At 71.0% G+C, this 5988-nt stretch carries 7 protein-coding genes; 2 read left to right on the plus strand and 5 right to left on the minus strand.

Going from position 1 to position 5988, the window contains the following annotated elements:
• Positions 1-41: 41 nt before the first annotated feature.
• From BIU90_RS13610 to BIU90_RS13620, 3 genes are read right to left on the minus strand one after another with little or no spacing between them, the layout of a single operon-like run.
• Complete coding sequence (locus BIU90_RS13610) at positions 42-1046, minus strand: SURF1 family protein (protein WP_083403957.1); 1005 nt, start codon at positions 1044-1046, stop codon at positions 42-44.
• Positions 1043-1348, minus strand: a complete 306-nt coding sequence (locus BIU90_RS13615) for a hypothetical protein (protein WP_071300731.1) — start codon at positions 1346-1348, stop codon at positions 1043-1045. The genes BIU90_RS13610 and BIU90_RS13615 overlap by 4 nt, the downstream gene beginning before the upstream one ends.
• Positions 1348-1848 (minus strand): DUF3099 domain-containing protein, encoded by a 501-nt coding sequence (locus BIU90_RS13620; RefSeq protein ID WP_071300732.1) that lies wholly within the window; start codon positions 1846-1848, stop codon positions 1348-1350. The genes BIU90_RS13615 and BIU90_RS13620 overlap by 1 nt, the downstream gene beginning before the upstream one ends.
• A gap of 167 nt (positions 1849-2015) precedes the next feature.
• Between BIU90_RS13620 and fabG the strand changes: the two genes are divergently transcribed.
• On the plus strand, positions 2016-2729 hold the full coding sequence (gene fabG / locus BIU90_RS13625) for a 3-oxoacyl-ACP reductase FabG (protein WP_071300733.1): 714 nt from the start codon (positions 2016-2018) through the stop codon (positions 2727-2729).
• A gap of 41 nt (positions 2730-2770) precedes the next feature.
• On the opposite strand, the gene serB is transcribed toward fabG, so the two are convergent.
• Both serB and BIU90_RS13635 read right to left on the minus strand, forming a co-directional pair.
• The gene (serB, locus tag BIU90_RS13630; protein ID WP_071300734.1) at positions 2771-3409 is read right to left on the minus strand and encodes a phosphoserine phosphatase SerB; all 639 of its coding nucleotides are present in this window, start codon (positions 3407-3409) and stop codon (positions 2771-2773) included.
• A 39-nt stretch (positions 3410-3448) separates the two neighbouring features.
• Complete coding sequence (locus BIU90_RS13635) at positions 3449-4690, minus strand: glucose-1-phosphate adenylyltransferase (RefSeq protein ID WP_071301038.1); 1242 nt, start codon at positions 4688-4690, stop codon at positions 3449-3451.
• Positions 4691-4737: 47 nt separating this feature from the next.
• Here BIU90_RS13635 and glgA point away from each other — a divergent pair, with 47 nt between their 5' ends.
• Complete coding sequence (gene glgA, locus BIU90_RS13640) at positions 4738-5934, plus strand: glycogen synthase (protein ID WP_071300735.1); 1197 nt, start codon at positions 4738-4740, stop codon at positions 5932-5934.
• Positions 5935-5988: the final 54 nt, after the last annotated feature.

Here is a 5988-nt window from a genome sequence, read left to right on the forward strand (position 1 = left end):
CGGGCCTCCTGTCCGTCGTGTGCGCGGCCCGACGGTGCGCGTCAGGAACGACGCGTGGACTCGACGAGTTCGTCCTCGATGTCCGCGTCGGACTTCGGCTTGGCGTCCTTGCGGCGCTGGCGCTCCTGCGCGCGCTCCCGCTCTTCGGGGTCGTCCTGGTTGAGGTTCCGGTACTCCTGCACCATCAGGTACGCCAGGAAGCCGAACCCGCCGGCGGCGAACATGAACCACTGGATGAAGTAGCTCAGGTGCAGTCCGGTGTCCGCGCTCGGCCGGTCCCACCCGAGCGGACGGGCCTGCGACGGTGCGGGGGACTCCGACGCGAGCTGGCCGTACGCCCCGGTCCAGATCGGCGCGTCGAGCTTCTTCTGCACGTCGGTCAGCGTCACGGACTGGACCTGGTCGGTGTGCGCGGGGTCGGTGCGCCCCGGGATGCGCGGCTCGCTCTGCTGCAGACGTGCCACCACGGTGACCTGACCCGACGGGGGAGCCGGAACGCTGTCGGGCGCGTCCTGCCGGTTGCCGGTCGGGACCCACCCGCGGTCGACCACGAACGCGCGGCCGTCGGCCGTGACGAGGGGGGTCAGCACCTCGAAGCCGGGCTGGCCGTTGTGCACGCGGTTGCGGACGAGCAGTTGGTCGGCGACGTCGTAGCGCCCGGTGACCTCGACCCGCAGCCACGTCTGGTCGTCGTTCCAGCTGCCTGCCCGGGGAAGGGCGTCCTGCACCGGCACGGGCGTGTGGTCGTAGTTCGCGGCGATCTGCTGGTTCTCGCGTACGGCCTCGTTCCGGCGGTCCCACTGCCACATCCCGAACAGCGTGCAGAGGATCGCGAACCCGACGGCGATCGCGAGGTAGCCGAGCCAGCGACGGCTGCGGACGAAGCCCCAGCCGACGAACGGCTCGTCGTCGGCACGCCCGTCGTGCACGCGTCCGTCGTCCGCGCGCTCGGTCAGTGCGGCCTTCCGGCGGTCCTGCTCGGCCGCACGCGCGATGCGGTCGGCGTGGCGACGGCCGTACCGGCTGTGCGGGTCGAACTCGGTCATCGTTCGGTGGTGGCGCTCGCTCGCTCGCCGACGTCGTTCTTCGGGGCGTCGAGCTTGGCGTCGTCGAGGTGTTCGACGTCCTCGTCGAGTCCGGTCACGCGGACCGGGAACGTCCGGGAGCGCAGGTACCCCGCGAGGAAGTCCCGGTGGTCGTCACACGCCGCCCAGATCTTGACGCGGTCGGTGGCGTGGATGCGCGGGTTCCGCCAGTTGATGCGCCAGGCGGCGGGGGTGCTGCACCCGGCCCGGGAGCACACCGGCGTGGACCCGGGTTCGGTGAAGAGGTCGAAGGTCGCCCCCATCAGCGGTGGCCCCAGACGCGCGAACGGTCGCCATTGCGCTGCCACTCTTCCTGGGCGTGCTGGGCGTTCTGCCGTAGGCGTTCCTGCTCGTCGCGGTACGCCTGGGCGCGGGCGACCTCTTGTGCCTCGCGGAGGCGGGGGTCGTAGTCGGCGGCTCGGACGAGTCCACCGGCGGGAGCGACGTAGTCGGACTCAGTGTGGCTGCCCGCGTTCGCGATGACGACCGCGATCCACGGGATGACCCCGGCGAGCACGATCGGGACGAGGGCGAGGAGCGGGCTGTGGAACACCGTGTAGATGAGGACGGCACCGACGAACAGGATCACGCGCACGGCCATCTGCCAGATGTAGCGCGACAGACGGTGCTTGCGGTCGCGCTGCGGCGTGTCCGGGAGCGCCGTGATGCTCTGCGTCGTGCGCCGGTTCGATCCGCCCGTGCGCCCGGAACCCGTGCGCCCAGAACCCGAGTGCGCGGACTTGATGCGTTGCGTCGTCTTCATGCGTTCGATCTCCGTCTGCCCAGGATCAACCCTAAGCCCGTCCACCGACACTTGCCCGCATCGTCCGGTCCGCGTCCGCCCGGGTAGGCTCGTGCGGGCGTGTCGGGCGGTCGACGTCCGGTGCGCCAGCGGGGGAAGGCCCCGCGGACCCACCGAACGGAGCAGTCATGACCACCCCCCGCACCGTCCTCGTCACCGGCGGCAACCGTGGCATCGGCCATGCCCTCGCCAGCCGCTTCGTCGCCGCCGGACACCGGGTGGCCGTCACGTCACGCAGCGGCGACGGCGGACCCGAGGGCGCTCTCACCGTGCAGGCCGACATCACGGACACCGCTTCGGTCGACGCCGCCTTCACGCGCGTCGAGCAGGAGCTCGGGCCGGTCGAGGTCCTGGTCGCGAACGCCGGCATCACGAACGACGGCCTGCTCCTGCGCATGTCGGAAGAGGACTTCACCAGTGTCATCGACACGAACCTGACGGGCACCTTCCGCGTCGTCAAGCGGGCGACGAAGGGGATGATGAAGGCGAAGTTCGGCCGCATCGTGCTCATGTCGAGCGTCGTCGGGGCCTACGGGCAGGTCGGGCAGGTCAACTACGCGTCGTCGAAGGCCGCACTCGTCGGCATGGCGCGGTCGATCACGCGCGAGCTCGGGTCGCGGGGGATCACGGCGAACGTCGTGGCGCCCGGGTTCATCCAGACCGACATGACCGCCGCGCTCCCCGAGGAACTGCAGGCGGAGTTCAAGAAGCAGATCCCGGCGGCGCGCTACGGCACCGTGGACGACGTGGCCGACGCCACGCTCTTCCTGGCGAGCGACGGGGCCGGCTACGTCTCCGGCGCGGTCATCCCGGTCGACGGCGGCCTCGGGATGGGTCACTAGGCCCGACGCACGCGCCGAGCGTCGTCCCCGCGGGCGGCGCGTCAGCCGCGCAGGCCGAGCGTCGCGAGCACGGCCGACAGGTCGCGGTCGACGACCACGACGTCCGCCTCGGCGCGCACACGGGGCTTGGCGTCGAACGCCACCGCCAGCGCGGCGACCGCCATCATCGCCAGGTCGTTCGCCCCGTCACCGACCGCGACCGTCCGCGAGACGGGCACGCCGTCCGCGGCGGCCCACGTCCGCAGGGTCTCCGCCTTCGCGGCCGCGTCCACGACGTCGCCGAGGACCCGCCCGGTCAGGACGCCGTCGGCGACCTCGAGCCGGTTGGCCCGGCAGTGGTCGAGGCCGAGTCCGGCAGCGAACGGGTCGAGCACCTCGTGGAACCCACCCGACACCACGCCGACCGTGCCGCCGGCGGCGTGGACGCCCCGGACGAGCACATCTGCACCAGGCGTGACGCGGACCGCCTGCTGGGCGCGGATCACGACGTCGGCCGGGAGGCCCGCCAGGGTCGCGACACGCTCCCGGAGGCTCTCGGCGAAGTCGAGTTCGCCACGCATGGCGCGCTCCGTCACCGCCTGCACCTGTGGCCGGGTGCCGGCCTCGTCGGCCAGCAGCTCGATCACCTCGTCCTCGAGCAGGGTGGAGTCGGCATCGAGGACGACGAGGAAGCGCGGCACGCCACCACGGTAGCGGTGCCGCGCACCCTGTGACGCCGGCTAGGCCTCGACGCGGACGCCCTTGCCGACCACGGTGATCCCCGAGTCGGTCACGGTGAAGCCCCGTGCCTCGTCGGCCTCGCGGTCGACACCGACCTGGGCACCCGGCGCGAGCACAACGTCCTTGTCGAGGATCGCCCGGTTGACGATGGCGCCGGCGCCGATGGTCGCCCGATCGAACACGATCGAGTCGAGGACCTTCGCGCCGGAGTCCGCGGTGCACCAGGGACCGATGACGCTGCGTTCGAGCTGCGCCCCGGACATCAGGCAGCCGAGCGACACGATCGAGTCGACCGTCGACCCGGTGTTGCCGTTCCCGTCGCGCACGAACTTCGCCGGCGGCAGGTTCGTCTGCTGGTTGAAGATCGGCCAGTCGGTGTTGTAGAGGTTGAAGACGGGCACCGGGGCGATCAGGTCCATGTGCGCGTCGAAGAACGAGTCGATCGTCCCCACGTCGCGCCAGTAGTACTTGTCGCGGTCGTTCGACCCGGGCACCTCGTTGCGCTGCAGGTCGTACACGCCGGCGTCGCCACGGGCCACGAAGTCGGGCACGATGTCGCCGCCCATGTCGTGCGCGCTCGTCTCGATCTGGCCGTCGCGGAGGACCGCGTCCACCAGGGCGTCGGCGTTGAAGACGTAGTTGCCCATCGACGCCAGGATCTCGCCGGGGGAGTCCGCCAGGCCGACCGCGTCCTTGGGCTTCTCGAGGAACGCGTCGATCTTCGTCGGGTCGTCGTCCGCGACCTGGATCACGCCGAACTGGTCCGCGAGCCCGATCGGCTGCCGGATCGCCGCGACCGTCGCGTTGCGGCCCGAGGCGATGTGCGCCTCGACCATCTGCGAGAAGTCCATCCGGTAGACGTGGTCGGCACCGACCACGACGACGATGTCGGGCCGTTCGTCGCGCAGCAGGTTGAGCGACTGCAGGATCGCGTCAGCGGACCCGGCGAACCACCGCTTGCCCAGGCGCTGCTGCGCGGGCACCGACGCGACGTAGGACCCGAGCAGGCCCTCCATCCGCCACGTCTCGGCGACGTGCCGGTCGAGGCTGTGCGACTTGTACTGCGTCAGCACGACGATCTTGTTCAGGCCGGAGTTGACGAGGTTCGAGAGGGCGAAGTCGATGAGGCGGAAGTTCCCGCCGAACGGGACTGCGGGCTTCGCACGGTCGGCCGTGAGCGGCATGAGCCGCTTCCCCTCGCCACCAGCGAGCACGATGCCGAAGACCTTCTTTGGTGCCATGTGGTTCACAGTAGGCGTCCGGAGTGGGAACCCGTTACGTTGAACCCGTGCGAGTCGATCTACTGACCAGGGAGTATCCGCCGGAGGTCTACGGCGGTGCTGGTGTCCACGTGGCCGAACTGACCTCGGCGCTGCGGTCCGGGACCGACACCGAGGTGCGGGTCCGCGCCTTCGGGGCGTTCCGTGACGAAGAGGGCGTGTGGGCCTACCGCACCCCGCAGGGCCTCGAGGACGCCAACGGTGCGTTGCAGGCCCTCGGCACCGACGTGCAGATTGCCGCCGACGTCGAGGGCGCCGACCTGGTCCACTCGCACACCTGGTACGCCAACGCCGCCGGCCGCCTCGCGCAGCTGACCCACGGCATCCCGCACGTCGTCACGGCGCACTCGCTCGAGCCGCTCCGTCCGTGGAAGGCCGAACAGCTCGGCGGTGGCTACCGCTTGTCGAGCTGGATGGAGCGCGAGTCGTTCGAGCAGGCCGACGCCGTCGTCGCCGTGTCGAAGGCGATGCGCGCGGACATCCTGCGCTCGTACCCGTCGATCGACCCTGCGAAGGTGCACGTCGTCTACAACGGCATCGACGTCGAGGACTGGAAGCCCGTCGTCGACCACGACGCCGTCCGCGCGTTGGGCATCGACCCGGACCGGCCGAGCGTCGTCTTCGTCGGCCGCATCACCCGGCAGAAGGGTCTGCCGTACCTGCTCCGCGCGGTCGCGTCCCTGCCACCCGAGGTCCAGGTCGTGCTCTGCGCCGGCGCCCCCGACACACCCGAGATCCTGGCCGAGGTCACCGGCCTGGTCCACGACCTCCGCCAGCAGCGCGACGGCGTCGTCTGGATCGACCGGATGCTCGCACACGAGGAGATCGTCAAGGTCCTGACGGCCGGCACCGTGTTCGTCTGCCCGTCGATCTACGAGCCGCTCGGCATCGTGAACCTCGAGGCCATGGCGTGCGGGATCCCCGTCGTCGGCACCGGCACCGGCGGCATCCCCGAGGTCGTCGCCGACGGGCTGACCGGGCGCATCGTCCCGATCGACCAAGCCACCGACGGCACCGGCACCCCGACGGACCCGGACAAGTACGTCGCCGACCTGGCCGCCACGCTGAACGAGGTCCTGTCCGACCTCGGCCTCGCCAAGCTCATGGGACGCGCTGGTCGACTCCGCGTGGAGACCGAGTTCACCTGGGCCGCCATCGCGACGCGTACCCGCGCCGTCTACGACGCGGTCCTGGCGGCTCGCTGAACCGACGCGGGCACTGACCGCCTGCATGCACTGGACGGCCGGGAGGCCCGGGTG

Source organism: Curtobacterium sp. MCBA15_001, from assembly GCF_001864835.1.
Classification (GTDB): Bacteria; Actinomycetota; Actinomycetes; order Actinomycetales; family Microbacteriaceae; genus Curtobacterium.